This window comes from Deltaproteobacteria bacterium IMCC39524, assembly GCA_029667085.1.
Taxonomy (GTDB): Bacteria; Desulfobacterota; Desulfuromonadia; order Desulfuromonadales; family BM103; genus M0040.
Map to the genome: position 1 here is coordinate 283,989 of JARUHJ010000003.1, position 17,099 is coordinate 301,087.

Here is a 17,099-nt window from a genome sequence, read left to right on the forward strand (position 1 = left end):
TTACTCTGTGTCCTCAGTGTCTATTTGGTGAAATGCTTTATATCTTTTCCTATCGCCAGTAAAGGGTAATAGCGCGCCGAGGTAACTTTTGGGTACAACATCAGAACAAGACATCTTTTTTATGCAGGCCGCCGTGGACGAAGCCGACATTGCCCTCTCTCTTGGCGAAGTGCCGATCGGTGCAGTGATCGTCTTCGAAGGTGAGATCATCGGTCGTGGCCACAACCTGCGCGAAACCAGCAACGATCCGACCACCCACGCCGAGATGGTGGCGATCCGCCAGGCCGCAGAACATATTGGCCACTGGCGTCTGCTTGAAACCACGCTCTACGTCACCCTGGAGCCCTGCGTGATGTGTATGGGCGCCATGATCCTCGCGCGCGTCCCGCGGCTGGTTTACGCCTGCCGCGATCCGCGAGCCGGGGCGGTTGGCTCCATCTATGATTTTGCGCAAGATGATCGTTTCAACCACAAAGTCGAAGTCACCGAAGGTGTGCTGGGTGAAGAATGCAGCCAGATGTTGAGCGGGTTTTTTAAAGAATTAAGGGCTGGAAAAAAAACGAAAAAGACATTATAAAGGTGCTCCCAAACAGAACACCCACGGAGGGGTGTCCGAGCGGCCGAAGGTGACAGACTCGAAATCTGTTGTACGTTTACGCGTACCGTGGGTTCAAATCCCACCCCCTCCGCCATATTTGAAAAGGCCCAACCATTCCTGGTTGGGCCTTCAATATTTCAGCCTATTGCCTTGGCCTATGGCCTATCTCTTTGTTTTTACCCAACTAGCACCCTGGAGACGGCTTTTTCCCAGCCGCTCAGCAAATCGTGTCGTTTTGCAGCGCTCAGTTTGGGGGTAAATAATGCGTCACGTTGCCAATGGCTGCCTATGTTGGCCAGCGAATCAAAGACACCGAGCTGGACGCCCGCCAAAGAAGCCGCCCCCAAGGCTGTGGTTTCCGTGACCTGGGGGCGCTCAACCGGAACGTCGAGCAGGTCCGCCAAAAACTGCAGAAACCAGTTGTTGGCGGCCATGCCGCCATCGACCCGCAACGCCTTCGAGCCGGTTTTGCTGTCGCGCTTCATCGCTTCCATGAGGTCGTAGGTCTGGTAGCCGACCGATTCCAGGGTTGCCCGGACTATTTCAGCAATTCCGGTGTCGCGGGTCAGCCCGAAGATGGCTCCGCGTGCTTGAGGGTCCCAATGTGGAGCGCCCAGGCCCGTAAAAGCCGGGACCAGGTAGACGCCGAAATTGGAGGCGAGGCCTTGCGCCAAGCCTTCGACCTCGCCGGCGGAGTCGATCAATTTCAGCCCATCGCGAATCCACTGGACAGCCGCTCCGGCTGCAAAGATGGAGCCTTCGATGGCGTAGCTGGTCTGTCCGTCAACGCGGTAAGCGACCGTTGTCAGCAGGCGATTCCGGGAACGTAGAGCCTTTTCACCGGTGTTCATCAACACGAAACAGCCGGTGCCGTAGGTACTTTTGATCATTCCCGGTTCAAAGCAAGCTTGGCCGATGGCTGCCGCCTGTTGATCCCCGGCTATGCCACTGATAGGAATGGTTCGTCCGAACAGCTTGGCGTCGGTCGTGCCGAAGTCGGCGATGCAATCTTTGACTGCGGGCAACAGGGCCTCTGGGATGTTGAACATCTCCAATAAAGAGCTGTCCCATTCTTGCGTATGGATATTGAACAGCATGGTCCGCGACGCGTTGGTGGCGTCAGTGGCGTGTGCCTTGCCGCCGGTCAGCCGCCAGAGCAGAAAACTGTCGACAGTGCCGAAGGCCAGTTCACCCCTTTCGGCTTTGGCCCTGGCCCCGACGACATGGTCCAGAATCCAGGCTAGTTTGGTTGCCGAAAAGTAAGGGTCGAGCAGCAGACCGGTGCATGCGGCGACATGTTCCTCCTTGCCAGTGGCTTTGAGCTCGGTGCAACTGTCAGCGGTGCGCCGATCCTGCCAGACGATGGCGTTGTAGATGGGCTTGCCGGTTTGGCGATCCCATACCAGGGTCGTCTCGCGCTGGTTGGTGATGCCTATGCCCGCAACCTCTACCCCCTCTTCCCCGGCTTGCTGCATGGCCTGGCGACAGACATTGAGCACCGACTGCCAGAGCTCCTCCGGGTCATGCTCGACCCAGCCATCCTGAGGGTAGATCTGGGTGAATTCCTTCTGGGCAAGAGCGATACAGTGCCCTTTGTCGTCAAAGATCATCGCGCGGGAACTGGTTGTCCCCTGGTCGATCGCAAGGATGTGACGTCCTTTCATACGATGCCTCCTGTAACCCCTGATTTTGTTTGTGACACGTTCATGATCAATCAATATCGAAAATTGTCAAGGGCAGACCTGTTCATAAGCGAACAAAAAGACCTTCCTTTCCTTGTCAGATGAACAAAAGTTGATATAAGGATTTAAACCCAATTCGAGACAGAACGTGATTCTCTTCTGACTGGCCTGGATGCAATATGAACCAGCGACAACAGGAAATTTTACTTCTCGTTCAACAGCAGGCCTTCGTTGCCATCGAAACGCTGGCGCAGAATTTCCAAGTTACGCCGCAAACGATCCGCCGCGATATCAATACCCTCTGCGATCAGCAACTGCTCACCCGCTACCATGGCGGGGCCGGGCTCTCCACAAATGTTGAAAATGTTGAATACTCTGCCCGCCAGGTCATGAATCTGGATGAGAAGCGTTGTATCGCCGAGCTCACCGCAAAGCAAATTCCCGATCGGGCATCGATCTTTATCAACATCGGCACCACAACCGAAGAAGTTGCCAAGGCCTTACAGAATCATACCGGCTTGCGGATTATCACCAACAACCTCAAGGTTGCAGTGATTCTGCGCAGCAATCCCAGTTTTGAAATCATTATACCAGGTGGCGCTGTCAGACCTCGTGATGGCGGCATTACCGGCGAAGCAACCCTCGATTTTATCCGCCAGTTCAAGGTTGATTTCGGCATCATCGGCATTTCCAGCATCGACGCGGATGGAACGCTGCTCGACTTTGACTATCATGAGGTTCGGGTAACCCAGGCCATTATCGAAAACGCCCGACAGGTCTTTCTGGTTGCGGACCAGAGCAAATTCGAGCGCAGTGCAATGATCCGGATCGGCAACATCAGAGAGGTTGACGCTTTCTTTACCGACCGTCCGCCACCAACGCAGATCCTTGAGATGCTAAGCGAAGCTAACGTTGTCCTACATACTTCTGATGCTGCCATGGGCAAGACGAAACGGCCGACAGGGATAATCTGAACAAGGGAAATGTCTTTATGGCAAGACCTCAGCATTTACAGCATTTGAAAGATGGTCGCACTTTTGACCTGCTTGTCATTGGCGGTGGAGCAACAGGCTGCGGGGTCGCCCTTGACGCGGCAACGCGTGGTCTGGACGTTGCGCTGGTTGAAAAAAATGACTTTTCCGAAGGCACCAGTAGTCGTAGCACCAAGTTGGTTCACGGCGGTGTTCGCTACCTGGAGATGGCGGTAACAAAACTGGACCGGGTGGAGTATAACCTGGTCAAGGATGGTCTCCGCGAACGAGGCCTCTTGCTGAAAAACGCACGACACTTGTCAAACCGACTGCCCCTGATCACTCCGCTCTACAAATGGCTTGACGTGCCTTATGTTTTTGCTGGGCTCAAACTCTACGACATCCTCTCCGGAAAACAGAATATTGGTCACAGTCGTCTGTTGAGCCGCAAGGAAGCCTTGCGTCGTTTCCCGATGTTGAAAGCCGAAGGGTTAAAAGCCGGAGTCCTCTATTACGATGGTCAGTTTCATGATTCCCGTATGGCCCTCTCCCTGGCATTGACGGCCGCACAGCATGGCGCGACGATTGCCAACCATGTTGCAGTTTCCGGATTATGCAAAGAGGGTGGGAAAATTGTCGGGGCGGAATTGACAGATTCTTTAACCGGCGAGTCCTGGCCGTTGAAGGCCAAGGGCGTGATCAATGCCACCGGTCCTTTTGTCGATCAAATAAGGGTGATGGACAACCCCGAAGCGTCCAAAATCCTTTCTGCAAGTACGGGAATTCACCTCGTGCTGGATAAACGTTTCGCTCCACCCGACACCGGCCTGATGATTCCAGAAACCGAAGATGGCCGGGTTCTCTTTGTCCTGCCCTGGGAAGATCATGCCTTGGTCGGCACGACTGATGAGCCTGCAGAAGTTACCGATCACCCCCAGCCCCTTGAATCAGAGATTGACTACCTGCTGCGTCACGTCGCCCAATATTTTAATCTCAAAGTCAAAAAATCAGACATCAAGGCAGTCTGGTCAGGATTGAGACCACTTGTATCCGACCCGAATGCCATCGGCACAGCCAAATTGGCTCGCGACCATGTGATCGAGGACAGTGCCAGCGGCTTACTGACCATTGCCGGCGGTAAGTGGACCACGTATCGAAAAATGGCTCTTGATACCGTAGATCATGCATTAAACCGGTTCACCTTGTCTGCACCGAGACCGACATGTCAGACCGAGCAGTTACCGATTATCGGCAGCGCAAACTATCATGAGAAGGGCGATCTTGAGCTGAGCAAAAAATATGGTTTCGCCGCGGATGTTGCTTCCTACTTGAATCGAACCTACGGTGATCAGGCGGAGCAGGTTGCTGAATTAGCTGAAGCAAGACAAGGGATACGGCTTGTCAAAAATCACCCGATTCTGGAAGCGGAAGTTGTTTATGCTGCTCGCTATGAATTGGCTGAACGGGTTATCGATGTTCTCGCTCGGCGAACGCCATTGGCCTTGCTGGATACCAAGGCAGCAAGCCAGGCGGCACCGAGGGTACTGGAAATCATGGCAGAAGAACTGGGTTGGGATCAACGTCGCTGTGATGATGAAGTTTTATTGGTTGAAAAGAGGTTGTCTGAGGCCCTTTAATTGTGGAGTCGCGAGTCAAGGCGAGCCATTTCATTTGTTGTTCGACAAGGTGATGTCGTTAGCCGGGAACGCTGTAAGGTGGAGAGACTATTCTTCTTTTGCTCCCTTCTTATCAGGGGTCACTGTTTCAATCAACTTGAGTGGTGATTTTATGAGCCGTTCACCCAGGGAGAGAAGGCTTGAGCCAACCGATGACGCCGACATAATTCGAACCTTGGGGTCGGTCTGCTTGCCCTTGACACTGACAGGGATCGCCACCAGGCTCCCCCCCATCAGGTAATTGATCCCGGGAATGTTTCTCACCAGGGTATCAACCGTCTTGAACGGTGAGGCCAGCAACTCAGCACTGACCGTATCTTCTCTGAAATCAAGCCTGCCCTGGCCAATGACATCCAGTGCGTCACCATCCATCTGGATTTTGTTGATATTCAGCTTTTCCCCCTGGAAAGTGCCCTGGATGTCGATAGCTGAGTAAGCAAAGCCATCGACATCCAGGGTAGGCAGTTTCCCTTTGACAATCTCGGTGACATTGAGAACTTCCAGGGTTCGTGCCATCAGCTTGCTCTGCTCGATCAACCCTTTTGTAAATTTCATCTCAAGGGGCCCTTGCAGGTTGTTAAGCAGCTCTTTCGCTTGCCCCTGAGATGTGATCTTGCTGGAGAAGTCCAAGGTCCCCGTCATTTTGACGCGTCCTTCGGTGAGGCAGGAATAACTGGTTTCAACATCCAGAGCTTTGCCCTCCAGGGTAAAATCCAGAGAGAAATCTTCGCCGGCGATAACCAACAGGCCGGAGGTGTCAATGCCACAGAGTGCTGCTTCGGAGATCTTGACATTAATCCTGCCATCGTCGAAACCGATTGTGGCTTTGACCGGAGCCCAGACAAAGTCGTTCCACGAGAGAGCTGTCGCATCGGCTTTAACCTGAGAACCGTCTGCAGCCAGGGCAATCTTTTCGACTCCAAGCCTGCCGCCAGATGGCAGGTGGATGACCAACTCATTCCCTTCCAGATGACCCTTTAACACCGGCACTGCTTGCTTTGTAAGCGGGGCTTTGATGTCAAAGTCCCCCTTCAGCCGACCTTTGCCAAACTGCTGATCGATGAACAAAGATTCCAAGGTCTTGTGGTGGAGGCTGCCAGTGAAGTTCAGCTTGAACTCGGCCTGATCGTGAACGAAAGCAACTGTGGCATCAGAGTCCTGGTCCTTGATTGTCAGCTGCTTGACCTGCAACTGTTTTGAGAGATAATCGACATCAATTGTCAGATTCGGACCTTTCTCTATAGAGACATCCCCTTTGAATGAAGTTGTCGAGTCTGGCTGCCAGAGGATTCTTGCTCCGGAAAAGGTTAGTGGTGTGCGGACAGCATAGTCCCCTGTCTTCGCTGGGACTTCTGTCACAGGTGTTTCTGCTGTGTCTGCTAACTCGAGGGTATCTTTTAACCAGGCAACAGAATCCTTGCCCATCGTGCCGTCCAGAGAAAGCTCAACCTGATCCAGGGCCTGTGGGAGGCCCTTGAGCACTCCGCTCAGGGTAAGATCTGCATCCAGGCCGAGCATTTTGAGGCTCTGGAAGGTCAACTTCTCGGCATCAAGGGTAACGTCGCCCTTAGGCAGCTCAATCTTTGCCGGGAAGCGAGAGGTCTCGATGCCAATCTCATGGATTGCACCGACCCCAGCGATCTGCCAATTTTGGGTCGTATTGACTGCTCCCTTGAGGGTTAATGCCGTCAGGTCCAGTCGACCGGTTACCTGTTTGACATCTTTCAACGCCTCTTTCGTCGTTTCGAAAGAAGCCAGCCAGAAATAGAGCTGATCAAGGACAAGAGCAAATTTTCCGGAACTGAGGTCTATGTGAAGAGCATCTGTCCAGTCAATGTTGCATGCGAAATCTGAGAAAGCCGAGCGGCCGAATGTGCCACTTAAGTCTTTGAGCTCGATATGTTTCTCAGCGAAGGAGAGCTGGCCGCTGCTAACGCCGACCGGGAATGGCAGACCTTGATAATCAGCCGTCAGGTTCAAACCTGACATATCAACCCTGGCCTTGATATCAGTCAAGTTGTCACCGAGAATCAGTTTCCCGATGGCGGACCCTTTGAGGTTGGTCACTTTGTCCACGAGCTGCGCAAATTCAGATTTTTCAATGATACGTTTGAGTATGTGTTGCGCCTGGGGAAGGTCTGCGCTGAGCATAAGTTCCAGCTGAAACAGGTCGCTGTCTTCACCAAGGGCAACTCTCAGAGTCCCATCGTGTCCGGAGGAGCCTTCAAGGCGAGTTGATATTTTGCTGCCTTCCAGCACGCCCTCGCTGATCACCACATCGCCGTTAACTTCTGTCAGGTCCAGTTTGATTTGCGGGATCGAGACAGCTCCTTTCTGCAGTTGGCCCTTTATAACAATATTCTTCAGGTCACCCAATGCAGCGGCGGACTCTCCCTGCGAGTGAAAGCTGATTTGCGGAACCTTGCCGCCGCGCAGGTAAGCAAAGATCTCATTTACGGGCGTCGTCTCGCCAGCCAGGGCCAGCGCGGCCTCACGGGTCGCATCAACGTCGATGTCAGCCCCTTGCAGGTCAAGTGAAAATGCCGGAGATGTCGAACTGACAACCAGTGCGCCATTGATTTGAAGTGCCGGTTTGCTCAGAGTCAGTTCGTCCAGGGAGAACGAGAGTTTGTCCTGAACCCTGCGACCTTTGCCATTCAGGACTAAACCTTCAAAACTGATCTCCTGACCGTTTTGATTGAGTGTAAGGGCAGAGATGGAGCTTTCCAGGGTGATTAGTTCAGAGCCCGCCTTCGCTATGTCCAGGTTCAGCTTCAGTGCCAGGTCCTTGACTGAACTGAACGGTTTGATGCCTTTGTTGAAGGCCAGGGACCCATTTTTTATCAGCAGGGTCAGTTCCGGAGCGGCCGAGACCAATGGCTCCAGACCTTGCTTGAGATGACTTTGCAGCTCTCTGAGAGACATGGGCGACGCTTGCGATTTATTCTTTGCCTCGGGAGCCGGCAGGCTCAGGGTAAGATTCGGGGCGTCCAGAACGATTCGCCCAGGGCGCACTTGCCCCTTCAGTAAGGACCAGAACTCTGGACCGATCTGAACGGAGTCGACACTTCCTTGCACTTGGCCAGAAAAATCAACTGTGACCTGGTTCAGGGTGATTGAAAGGCGGGGCAGGAGAGAGAATTCCGCATGCTGGTAATCAACTTGTCCACCCGTCTTTTGTTGAATGGCTGCATTCAATTTGACTTTCAGTGAGTCGGAATTGAGGAAAGATGGCAAAGCCAGAAGCAATGCTATAATGACAACTGTTGCGGTCAATAAAGAGTATGCGATGTGTTTGCGTGAAAGCATCAGGGCCCTTGACTTGTCTGGTTGCGATCTATTGGTTCAAATGATTCTAAACACAGAATCTACAGGTTACAATACTTGCTAGCCGTTTACAGGTTTATAGTTTCTCTGTGAATGTAAACCCCTCCATTTGAGGTGGCAATTAAAAGCAGAGGGAGAAGATACGGGAAGGCTGCTCTGGATGGCAGCAATTTTATTTTCAGTAGCATCGAAGACAGGAAGCCGCCCTGTCTGCTTTTATGCTGGCAGAAAGCAGGGCTGGTTTTTGGTATTTCCGATGCGGTACTCACAATATCAATCTGTTCATTTTATCAGGAGTTAAATGCTATGAGGCGTGCTTTGGTTGTCGATGATGAACCCCTGTTGCGACGTCAGGTTGCTGAAATCGTTGCCGGGTACGGGTTTGATGAGATTCTCGAAGCTGAGAATGGTGCCCAGGCCCTAGAAATAGCGGCTCACCAGGAGATTCTTCTGGTGGTTATGGATGTCGGTATGCCTGTTATGGATGGTGTCACTGCTGCCGAAAAAATCGGCAAGATCAAGCCCTTGCCGATCGTTCTGGTCACGGCAAACACGGAGTCTGAGACGATTGAACGGGCACGTCTGGCCGGAGTCATGAATTATGTCGTCAAGCCGGTGCGTGCCGAACAGCTGTTCGCGGCTGTGGACCTGGCGATCCACCAGTTTGTCGAGTTGTCAAGCCTGCGTGAAGAGGTGTCCCAGTTGAAGGAAACTCTCGAAACCCGCAAGGTGATTGATCGCGCCAAGGGTGTTTTGATCAAGCGGGGCATGGATGAGCCGCAGGCGTTCCGACGTTTGCAGAAGCTGGCGATGGATAAAAGGAAATCCTTACGGGAGGTTGCCGAGGCGATATTGCTGACGGAAGAGTGATCTGTTACGACAGCCCTCCGCGGAGGTGGTATACTGACGTCACGCAAGGACGTTTATCAATGGAGGCTTTATGTCAGAACTTTCGAAACCTGAATGTACGCATCCCTCGGGACATCATCTGCATATCTGTGAGTTGAAAAAGGCCGGATCGCGTGAAGAAATCGCAACACGCACAGACGCTCCGGGCTATCTCTGTCACAACTGTAATGCTTCGGCCAATCAGGCTGAAGATCTTTGCAACCCAAGCCCGTTTATAAAACGGTAATTGCATTAGATACGAAACCATTCACATGGCCACCCGGAATCTCCGGGTGGCCTCTTTTCTTTGCTTAAACTGCCATCTGTTGCAAGCTCGGAAAATGTTCCCAGAGTTCCGGAACCTCCTGAATGCGACGGCCCTGTTCAACAGCACTCTGTAACAGCCCTGTCAACTGCATGTCGCCATAGAGGACGGCACCAACGACCTGGCCATCGTGGCACGCCAGGCCACGGTAACTGCCGTTTTCTTCGACTTCCAAAAGGCGTGTGCTGGCGTCGATTGCCTGGATCTGTCCAATGCTGAAGAGATCGACATCCAGAACCTTGATGCGATTGGTCATAGGCAATCCGGGAAACTCACCTGAAGCTCCAACCGCATTGGCTCCGGCGACCAGACCCTGGGCGTAACTGGCGGGCCAGATACCGTAAACCTTGCCCTGATGCTCGGAGACGTCACCAGCGGCGAGGATATGTTCATCCGAGGTAAAGAGCTGATCATTGACGACGACGCCCTGTTTGACCTTGAGGCCGCACTGGCGGGCCAGGTGGCTGTTGGGCCGAACTCCGGTGGCGAGAACCACCAGGTCCGCTGGAATTTCAGTGCCATCTTCGAGTAACACGCCGTGCACGGTTTCGTCACCCGTGAAGTCCTGGACCTGAACACCACATTTAATCGTCATCTGCTGCTTTTCAAGGTGGGTAAAGAGTAATGCTGCTGCGGCAGGAGGGAGTTGCCGCGGCAGCAGCCAATCAAAACCCTCCAGAACGGTAACTTCTGCACCGCGTCGCTGCAAGGCCCAGGCGGTTTCCAGGCCGAGTAGGCCACCACCGATGCAGACCGCACGACATCCTGGACTAAGACTGCTGATCATCTTGCGGGCGTGTTCAATAGTCCGCAGCACCATGACACCATCACGGTTAGCACCGGGAATGGGAGGAATGAAGGGGTGAGCACCATTGGCCATGATCAACCGGTCATAATCCAGTTGTTTGCCATCGCGCAGTGTAACTTTGCGGGCATCACGATCTATGGATTGTGCTTCGCCGGACAGGTAGTTAATCTTTTGCGCGTCAAACCATTCCTGGTGTTGTATGAGCAGATCCTCTTCTTTGACTTCTCCCGCCAGGAAGCGGGTCAGGTTGAGCCGGTAATAGGGCAGGCTCATCTCTCTGGAAACGAGGGTGATCTCGACGGTGCTCGCCTGGCGGCGCGCTTCTTCCGCCGCGGTCATCCCTGCAATGCCGGCACCCAGGATGACCAGTTTGTCTATATTGGAGGTCTTTGCAGACGTTTCTGGCGCAACGTAAGGATGAAAAAGAGCGGCAGAGGCGCCACAGATCGGACAGAAATTCGGTGGCGACGAGCCATCTTCAATATGATCGCAAATGCTGCATTGCCAAGCTTCGGTGACCGTTTCACGCGCCGCGGAAGTTTGAATCTCCAGTGCGGAAAAATGGCTTATGTCCGCCCCGCAAACAGGGCAGGATTGAGGCGCTTCTGGACCATTGTGGACGTAGCCACAGAGGTCGCACTTCCAAGTTCTAGACATGAGAAAACCCGTCATTGAAGGTGCCCGCACAACTCTCGCTGTAGGCAAAGAAATATGACCAGCGAAGGCTGGTTGGCAAGTTGTTTCCTCGCGGAAAACTTAACTGTTAATGTTTCCGGAAGGACGATTCCCAGATCGTTGGCTCAACCTCGGAACTGAACCGTGTCACGAATTCGGTGTGCTCTTCCGGAGTCAGGTGTATGCTGCCTGTGATCAGGTCTATCTTCGTGTGTTTTCTGGAAATCAGGACGTCATAAATCCATTTTGCATCCGCTTTACTGCGCAGACACTGTCCAATAAGGTGGTTGACGTTGTCATCATTAATGTTCATGCGGTATCTCATCGTCGCCTCCCCAGGTTAGGGTTGCATGTTCTATATAAACATTCTAGTCGTTTTTTCTCCCTGTGCAATTATCAATTCCTCTTCGGGGTCGATGGATTCTGTCTTAATCGGGTTTCGTTTTGTGATGACTTGAATACGCGCCGATTGCCGCTAATATTGATATCAGGTTAGCGGCGCCGTTAAATCACAGCCCTGTGCGAGGAGTTATGATCGTGGAACAGATAGAAATTATTCAGGGTGACATCACGCGACTTGAAGTTGAGGCAATTGTCAATGCCGCCAATGAGAAGCTTCTTGGCGGCGGCGGTGTGGATGGAGCCATTCATCGGGCCGCTGGTCCCGAACTGTTGGAGGCCTGCCGTGAACTGGATGGCTGCCCTACGGGAGAGGCCAGGATTACGAAAGGGTACAATCTTCCGGCTCGGTATGTGATTCATACTGTGGGGCCTGTCTGGCAAGGTGGCGGCTCTAACGAAAACAATCTCCTCGCCAGCTGTTATCGCAACAGCTTGCAACTGGCTGTTGATCACAACCTTCGCAGTATTGCATTTCCTTCGATCAGCACCGGTGTTTACCGGTTTCCGATAGAACAGGCCAGTCGCATCGCCCTGCGAGTCATCCTCGATTTTGTTGAGACTGAGGCGGCTGCTCCGCGCGTGGTTATGGCCTGCTTCTCAGAACAGGATCTGGAAATATACCGGCAAGTTTATCAGGAACTGCTGGCTTGATCCTTTAATGCAAGCAACGAAAAGCTCCATATTCTCTGCCTGTAACGATGTCCGTTACAGGCTTTTTGTCTGTGAATTGAAAAAACTCAAAATTATGGCTGCAATACGGGCCTTCTTTGTGCAAGTGGAACTGTTTTTGCACAATAAATAGAATGGTGTTATATAAGCGGCTTTTTATCGCTATTTACGGCAAATAACCTGCTCGTTGACGGTTAATGACGTAATCAGGATGGTCATGGGAGGTTTAAGGGGAACGATGAATAAAACAATTGGACAATTAGCAACACGGTCAGTGGTTGCTATAGAATCGGAGGCGACTGTCCAAGAAGCTTTGCAGATTATGTGCGATAGATGCATCAGTTGTATCATTGTTCTGTCTCACAATGAACCGATCGGCATCCTCACCGAGCGTGATATTGTTTTTGCCGCCAACTGGCTGCTGGGTCAACCTGACCTGCTGGTCAAGGAGGTCATGAACAAGCCGGTTATGACTGTTTCTGAAGATATGTCAGTTGTTCAGGCTCACCAGCTCTTTTGTCAGCATGGTATCCGCCATCTGGTCGTCCTTGATAGTCGCTTAGAGATGTTTGGTATCTTTACCCAGACTGATATGGTTCGCTCCCTGAAAGAAAAAGCCTTTTCCGGTGTCCGAGATGTCTCTCAACTGATGACTGAGCAGGTCCTGCATGTTGCTCCCGATGTCCCGGCTCGCTACGCCCTCTCCTTGATGGCGCGGCGTTCGGTCAGTTGCATTGTCGTCGTTGAGAACGGTCAACCTGTGGGCATGTTCACAGAACGCGATGTTGTTCGCTGTGTCGCTAAAGGTGTGGACTTGTCGGGGGTGCCTGTCAGCGAGGTGATGAGTTACTCCATTGTTTCAACCCCGTTAACGTCAGCGCCCTATGAAACCATTGGCTTGATGCTGAAGAAATCGATACGACGCTTACTGGTAACTGATGAACGTGGTGGCATGACAGGCATCTTGACACAGACGGATATCGGCAGAGTGCTGGAGCAGCAGGAGTCGGGTCTGGTCAGCGCGTTGCTTGGAGACTCGGGTCAGGCGGCAGGCTTGGAGCCAGGTTTTGTCTGATCTTTTTTAGAAACAGAAGTGTTGAACAATACAAGGGCCTTGCATCTTCATGCAAGGCCCTTGTTGTTGACCCTCTTCAGGAGGCAAATCCAGGCTGTTACGATGCCTCTGGTTTGCCGTTTTCGTCGACAGCGATGCTGCGTTCCAGTCGCTTGAGCTGACGTTCGCGCATCGGTTCGCTAATCGTTAACACTTTGCGGACGAGTTGTTTGTCTTCATCTGTCAGGCGGCTGCAGCCTAGATACAGATGCATAAAGCGCATGCGCTGGCTGCGGGAAAAAGATTGAGTCGCAGCAGAATCGAGAGTGGCCAAGTCAAATGCCCGGCGCTTGCGCATGATTACCTGTGGCCAGAAATAGCCGCGAGGTGCATCCATCACGTAGAGCTTCGACATGTTCTGTTCCGAGACCATCATGTTACGAAGAAACAGGTCGTGGTGTTCGAAACCATGATCATGCATCTGCTTGACGACTCGGGCGACTTCGTGAATGAGCTCGCCGGTCTTCTGCTTGCGATCCTCTTCGGTTTGCTGGCCGAACCATTCATGGACAAGGTAATCGACGCCCATAGCCTTGGGAATCTCTTCGGTAATAATAAATGCATGGATGATCCCTCCGGCGAATCGATGGTCACCGTAGGCGACCAGTTGCGGGATACGTAAACCACACTTGGCGAGCCGTTCCAGGTTCTCGTATTCTGCACGCACCATGGACCGGCCCACGAGGGAACCTCGAAAAGCCCGGGCCCAGATCTTTTCAAAGAGATGGTTCCAGTAAAGCTTCAGGTAGAAAACCCGGGTTTCACCTTCGTAGCTAATCTCGATGCGCTTAACAACGTTCTTCTCTTGTTTTCTGTCCATACTGATTGCTTCGCCCAATTTGCTGCGGAGCACACCCTGAATGCTGTCAAGGTCAATGGACTTGAGCAACTCAGGATAATCAGGGTGGATGACGACCCGGTGAGTGTTGAGACAACGCAGCCCTTTTGGGGCCGTTCCTTCTTTTAGCGCTGTCCAGATTTGATTACTCAATGTTTTCCCCTAAACAATTTCTGATTTGATTCATCCATGCACCAACGACTGTTATCTGTGTAAGACTCTACAGCTTCGCACCATAAGTATCCGGTGGTAATGTCTGGCCTCCGGTTTTCGTGAGAATGCTCGTGACGTTGAAATCATACTGCTCGAAGTTCGCGAATGTCGCGGTGCCCTGACTGTTGTTCTTGCCCGGGAGAAGTTGACTGTCACAAAGAGTGTTTGAAACCTCTATAGAGGAGAGGGCGTCGACTTCAATCGGAGCATTTTGGCTGAGAGCAATTAAAGAATTGTCCAATTTGGCGTAGCCGCCACCTTTGCCGGCAACTTTCTCATAGCTCTTGACCGCATAGTCATTTTTATAGAAGGTTGTCTTTGTTATGGTCACACGGGCGCTATCCTTCACTCCGACGCCGATTGCGCAGTTAGCAATCACGTTGTTGTTAACCAGGGCTTCGGCCTTTTCTCCGACCGAAACACCCTTGTCAATAAAACCGACGATCAGGTTGTCCTCGATGACAATATTGCGACTACCATGGCCGATATCGATGGCATCTGAATTCTGGCACTTTCCGCCGAAGAAGCGATTGCCACGAATGACGCCATGCTTGACGTAGTCAGCATCAATGCCATCGACCTTGTAATCAGAATTTGGAGTGAAAAACTCGGAGTTCACAACTTGCAGGTCTCCCTGGTAAAATTTCATCACATTGATATTGCCGCCACCTGAAAATGTGCGGTAGTCGAAGAGGCATTTGTCAAACGTGAGGCTTGATTTATAACCGGAGCAGATTTCGCGCACTTTCTTAAAGGTGCAATGCTCCCAGTTGGCTGATGCGAAAACCAGGCGCGCTCCATAACTGCTGTTTTCAAAGTTGACATGCTGAAATTTAGAAGGCACATCACTCCTGAAAAACAGGCCTGCCCATGAATCAGCTTCATTCTCTGAATAGGCGCCTAACAGAATGGGGCTTTCCGACGTCCCAGCAGCCAAGATGCTCCCGTAAACCTGGATGTCAGCATCAGGGGCGAGGAAAACCTCAACCCCGGGTTCGATGCTCAGGGTGGCGCCTTTGCCGATCATGAGATGTGAATCAATGACCCAGGGGGACTTCGCCAAGCTCAAAGCAAGGTCCTGCTCGATGCTCTCTGGAACTTTTGTTGCCTGGGCAAGAGAAGGGTGCTTTTCTGTTGAATGAGAAGTGGCCCGATCGGCCCACTTCTCATTCCATTTCCGCGTTTCACTTCGAATCTCGAGGGCTTTTTTAGCCGTAGGAAATGAAACGGCCACAATTGCTGTTATGGCCAGAACAAACAAAATTAGAAAGTGTGTTTTTTTCATATGGGAATAGAGTCCTTGTGTCCATTGAGCATAGGGCCGCTGAGCTGGCTGGGCGCTCCCTTGAAAGCGTCTGAAACTTCAGACTGGTGGAAGACTCTACCATAGTCTCTATAGCCAGCCAAGGTTGTTCAAATCAACTCTGTTTAGCAAAGACTTCGACCTGATTGTCCTGTCGTCCAACATCTCCTGATGAACTGCAGTAGTCGAGACCTGCGGTTGGAAGTTTTCCAATATTACTGGATTTCTCTAGTAGATGGTTTCCTTAATCCACCCGCTTTGTCAGGTCAGGAACACACAAGGAACGGGGAAACAGAAAAGGGACCTGCATATTAATGCAAGTCCCTGAGTTCTTTTGGTAGCGGGGGCAGGATTTGAACCTGCGACCTTCGGGTTATGAGCCCGACGAGCTACCTGACTGCTCCACCCCGCAACAGAGGCGCCAAACTACCGGAAGCCTTCCGGGTTGTCAACCTTTTCTTCTCTATTCGGCACAGCGCTTGCCGGTTGTCCACTTTTGGAGTATAACCACTCAACCGAGAGAGAGTCCTATGTCACTATCCATATCCCTTGAACAAGCCCTGACCCTGCGCAATAAAGGCGCCTTGCTGGTTGATGCCCGCAGTCCAGATGAATTTGTTGAGGCGACCATTCCCGGTGCGATCAATGTGCCGATTCTTGATAATGCGGAACGGCAAGAAGTCGGCACCCTTTACAAGCAGGTTGGCAAGCAGCAGGCACGACGGCGTGGTGTGCAAATCGTTGCGCCCAAAATCCCGGCAATGGTTGACCGGGTGGCTGCTCTGCAAGCAGGGACATCACAGCCGGTGGTTGTCTTCTGCTGGCGTGGTGGCATGCGCAGTCTGGCCCTGGTACAGTTCCTTGAACTTGCCGGTGTTCCTGCCCGCCAGTTGTCAGGGGGGCATAAGGGCTTCCGACGCATGGTCCTCGATTTCTTCGAGCATGGTGAGTGGGGGCGATTGCTGGTCTTTCGCGGCCTGACGGGGGTTGGTAAAACGGAATACCTGAAGCAGCTGGCGGAGAAGGGTTATCCTGTTGTTGATCTGGAAGGCCTGGCCAATCACCGTGGCAGCGCTTTCGGCAACCTTGGCTTGCCCCCGCAACCGGGCCAGAAGATGTTCGAAGCCCTGTTGTGGGATGAATTACGTAAAATCCCTCGTGATGCCTACGTTTTGGCAGAGGGCGAAAGCCGTCATATCGGGAGGGTCGCTCTACCACCCAGGTTTTACAAGGCTTTGCAGCTTGAGACCTCGATCTGGATTAATGCTTCTTTGGAAGCAAGAGTCAGAAACATCCTGGCTGACTATCCTGCCGTGGATAAACTCAAAAATGAGTTCGTCCAGCCGATCAAGGCCCTAAAGGACAAATTGGGCAAAGAGACGATGAATCATTACCTTCAGCTTCTGGAAGAAGGCAACTGGACGGAGTTGGTCGGTGAGTTGATGGTGAATTACTACGATCCTCTTTACCGTCATACGCTGCCTGAAAGGCGTGTTGAGATCGACCTGGAGCCAGAGAATACGGTTATGTCGCGTATCGAAACAGTTGTTGCTGAAGTGCTTGAAAAGTCATCAGGAAACTAAATGATCTCTTTACCAGCGAGTCTTTGT

14 protein-coding genes and 2 tRNA genes are annotated in these 17,099 nt (G+C 52.2%); 9 read left to right on the plus strand and 7 right to left on the minus strand.

All coding sequences use genetic code 11. The annotated features are described in order from the left end of the window. The first annotated feature begins 88 nt into the window (after nucleotides 1-88). Both tadA and P9J64_09455 read left to right on the plus strand, forming a co-directional pair. A complete protein-coding gene (gene tadA / locus P9J64_09450) occupies nucleotides 89-577 on the plus strand; it encodes a tRNA adenosine(34) deaminase TadA (protein ID MDG5468541.1) in 489 nt (162 codons plus the stop codon). A gap of 25 nt (nucleotides 578-602) precedes the next feature. Then, nucleotides 603-692 (plus strand) — tRNA-Ser (locus tag P9J64_09455). 82 nt (nucleotides 693-774) lie between these two features. Here the strand turns inward: P9J64_09455 and glpK are convergent. Beyond that, nucleotides 775-2,262 (minus strand): glycerol kinase GlpK, encoded by a 1,488-nt coding sequence (gene glpK / locus P9J64_09460; GenBank protein ID MDG5468542.1) that lies wholly within the window; start codon nucleotides 2,260-2,262, stop codon nucleotides 775-777. Between the two features lie 197 nt (nucleotides 2,263-2,459). On the opposite strand from glpK, the gene P9J64_09465 reads away from it, so the two are divergent. Both P9J64_09465 and P9J64_09470 read left to right on the plus strand, forming a co-directional pair. Continuing rightward, entirely contained in the window at nucleotides 2,460-3,254 is a 795-nt protein-coding gene (locus P9J64_09465; GenBank protein MDG5468543.1) for a DeoR family transcriptional regulator, read from the plus strand. 17 nt (nucleotides 3,255-3,271) lie between these two features. After that, the gene (locus P9J64_09470; GenBank protein ID MDG5468544.1) at nucleotides 3,272-4,888 is read left to right on the plus strand and encodes an FAD-dependent oxidoreductase; all 1,617 of its coding nucleotides are present in this window, start codon (nucleotides 3,272-3,274) and stop codon (nucleotides 4,886-4,888) included. A gap of 87 nt (nucleotides 4,889-4,975) precedes the next feature. Here P9J64_09470 and P9J64_09475 read toward each other — a convergent pair whose 3' ends face one another. After that, complete coding sequence (locus P9J64_09475) at nucleotides 4,976-8,236, minus strand: AsmA-like C-terminal domain-containing protein (protein ID MDG5468545.1); 3,261 nt, start codon at nucleotides 8,234-8,236, stop codon at nucleotides 4,976-4,978. Between the two features lie 324 nt (nucleotides 8,237-8,560). On the opposite strand from P9J64_09475, the gene P9J64_09480 reads away from it, so the two are divergent. Both P9J64_09480 and P9J64_09485 read left to right on the plus strand, forming a co-directional pair. Beyond that, nucleotides 8,561-9,124 (plus strand): response regulator, encoded by a 564-nt coding sequence (locus tag P9J64_09480; GenBank protein ID MDG5468546.1) that lies wholly within the window; start codon nucleotides 8,561-8,563, stop codon nucleotides 9,122-9,124. Nucleotides 9,125-9,194: 70 nt separating this feature from the next. Continuing rightward, nucleotides 9,195-9,389 carry a hypothetical protein gene (locus P9J64_09485; GenBank protein MDG5468547.1) on the plus strand — a complete coding sequence of 65 codons (195 nt, stop codon included), beginning with the start codon at nucleotides 9,195-9,197 and terminating at the stop codon, nucleotides 9,387-9,389. A 64-nt stretch (nucleotides 9,390-9,453) separates the two neighbouring features. Here P9J64_09485 and P9J64_09490 read toward each other — a convergent pair whose 3' ends face one another. Then, on the minus strand, nucleotides 9,454-10,932 hold the full coding sequence (locus P9J64_09490; GenBank protein MDG5468548.1) for an FAD-dependent oxidoreductase: 1,479 nt from the start codon (nucleotides 10,930-10,932) through the stop codon (nucleotides 9,454-9,456). A 106-nt stretch (nucleotides 10,933-11,038) separates the two neighbouring features. Beyond that, nucleotides 11,039-11,275 carry a hypothetical protein gene (locus tag P9J64_09495; GenBank protein ID MDG5468549.1) on the minus strand — a complete coding sequence of 79 codons (237 nt, stop codon included), beginning with the start codon at nucleotides 11,273-11,275 and terminating at the stop codon, nucleotides 11,039-11,041. Nucleotides 11,276-11,487: 212 nt separating this feature from the next. On the opposite strand from P9J64_09495, the gene P9J64_09500 reads away from it, so the two are divergent. Beyond that, on the plus strand, nucleotides 11,488-12,003 hold the full coding sequence (locus tag P9J64_09500; protein MDG5468550.1) for an O-acetyl-ADP-ribose deacetylase: 516 nt from the start codon (nucleotides 11,488-11,490) through the stop codon (nucleotides 12,001-12,003). A gap of 256 nt (nucleotides 12,004-12,259) precedes the next feature. Next, on the plus strand, nucleotides 12,260-13,096 hold the full coding sequence (locus tag P9J64_09505; GenBank protein ID MDG5468551.1) for a CBS domain-containing protein: 837 nt from the start codon (nucleotides 12,260-12,262) through the stop codon (nucleotides 13,094-13,096). Between the two features lie 97 nt (nucleotides 13,097-13,193). Here the strand turns inward: P9J64_09505 and P9J64_09510 are convergent, their stop codons facing one another. The 3 genes from P9J64_09510 to P9J64_09520 all read right to left on the minus strand — a co-directional run bounded on the left by P9J64_09510 (nucleotide 13,194) and on the right by P9J64_09520 (nucleotide 15,901). Next, nucleotides 13,194-14,126 carry a lipopolysaccharide kinase InaA family protein gene (locus P9J64_09510; protein MDG5468552.1) on the minus strand — a complete coding sequence of 311 codons (933 nt, stop codon included), beginning with the start codon at nucleotides 14,124-14,126 and terminating at the stop codon, nucleotides 13,194-13,196. 67 nt (nucleotides 14,127-14,193) lie between these two features. After that, nucleotides 14,194-15,471 carry a right-handed parallel beta-helix repeat-containing protein gene (locus P9J64_09515; GenBank protein ID MDG5468553.1) on the minus strand — a complete coding sequence of 426 codons (1,278 nt, stop codon included), beginning with the start codon at nucleotides 15,469-15,471 and terminating at the stop codon, nucleotides 14,194-14,196. 353 nt (nucleotides 15,472-15,824) lie between these two features. Continuing rightward, nucleotides 15,825-15,901: transfer RNA gene (locus P9J64_09520), tRNA-Met, on the minus strand. Nucleotides 15,902-16,019: 118 nt separating this feature from the next. On the opposite strand from P9J64_09520, the gene mnmH reads away from it, so the two are divergent. Further along, nucleotides 16,020-17,072: a tRNA 2-selenouridine(34) synthase MnmH gene (gene mnmH, locus P9J64_09525; protein ID MDG5468554.1), complete on the plus strand. Its 1,053-nt coding sequence runs from the start codon at nucleotides 16,020-16,022 to the stop codon at nucleotides 17,070-17,072. The last annotated feature ends 27 nt before the right edge of the window (nucleotides 17,073-17,099 follow it).